Origin of the sequence: Janthinobacterium sp. EB271-G4-3-2, assembly GCF_020858035.1 — a bacterium.
GTDB classification, from domain to species: Bacteria; Pseudomonadota; Gammaproteobacteria; order Burkholderiales; family Burkholderiaceae_D; genus Janthinobacterium; species Janthinobacterium aestuarii.
In genome coordinates, this window is sequence record NZ_JACYMG010000032.1 from 1 (window position 1) to 687 (window position 687).

Genomic DNA, 687 nt, shown 5'->3' on the forward strand with positions numbered 1-687 from the left:
ACGTCGCTGCGGTCATGGCTGAAACCGGCGCCCACGCCCAGGGTCGCCAGGTCGCTGAGGCGGTAGTCGCCGCCCACGCTCACGCCGTTGGTGCGGAAGCGGAAGCCCGTCTCGCGGCCGTTCACATAGTGCTGGCCGAAGTCGACCGCGCCACCGAGCCACAGAGCTAACGCCTGCTTCTGCGTGTCGGGCTTTTGCGGCATGTCCGGCAAGCCGCTGGTGGCGCCGCTGACGTCCACCTGCTGCCGCGCATCGCTGCTGAAACCGGCGTCACTCGGGCGCAAGGCCGCCTTGCGCAGGAACGGTTTGACGGCCGTGCCGAACACGCGGTCCGCTTCGTCCGCCTGCCAGCGCGCCAGCGCCGCCGTCGGATTGCCGCTGTCGTTCGGCGGCGTCAGGCTCAGGCCAAAACTGGACCTTCCCCAGCCATCGCCATGCAGGCTTTCCAGGCGCTGCGTGAAGTTCGACAGCTGCGCGCTGGCGAAACGCCGCGCCGCATCGGCTTGCGCCGCCTGCAGGCCGATCACTTCCGGATCGACCGACGGGTCGCGCCGCGCCGTCACCGTCACGTTGACCACGCCCGGCTTCGAGGTCGCATACGCATTGCTCAGGGTGTAGCTGACGACGGCCGCGCCGGCGAACTTGCCCGAGGCCGCAAAGCTCAGCTGGTACGACGGCTTGCCGGCC

1 protein-coding gene is annotated in these 687 nt (G+C 69.7%); it reads right to left on the bottom strand.

All coding sequences use genetic code 11. From position 1 onward, the window contains the following. Positions 1-687: autotransporter domain-containing protein (locus tag IGS55_RS27810; RefSeq protein ID WP_230519565.1), on the bottom strand; the 687-nt coding region annotated here is incomplete at both ends.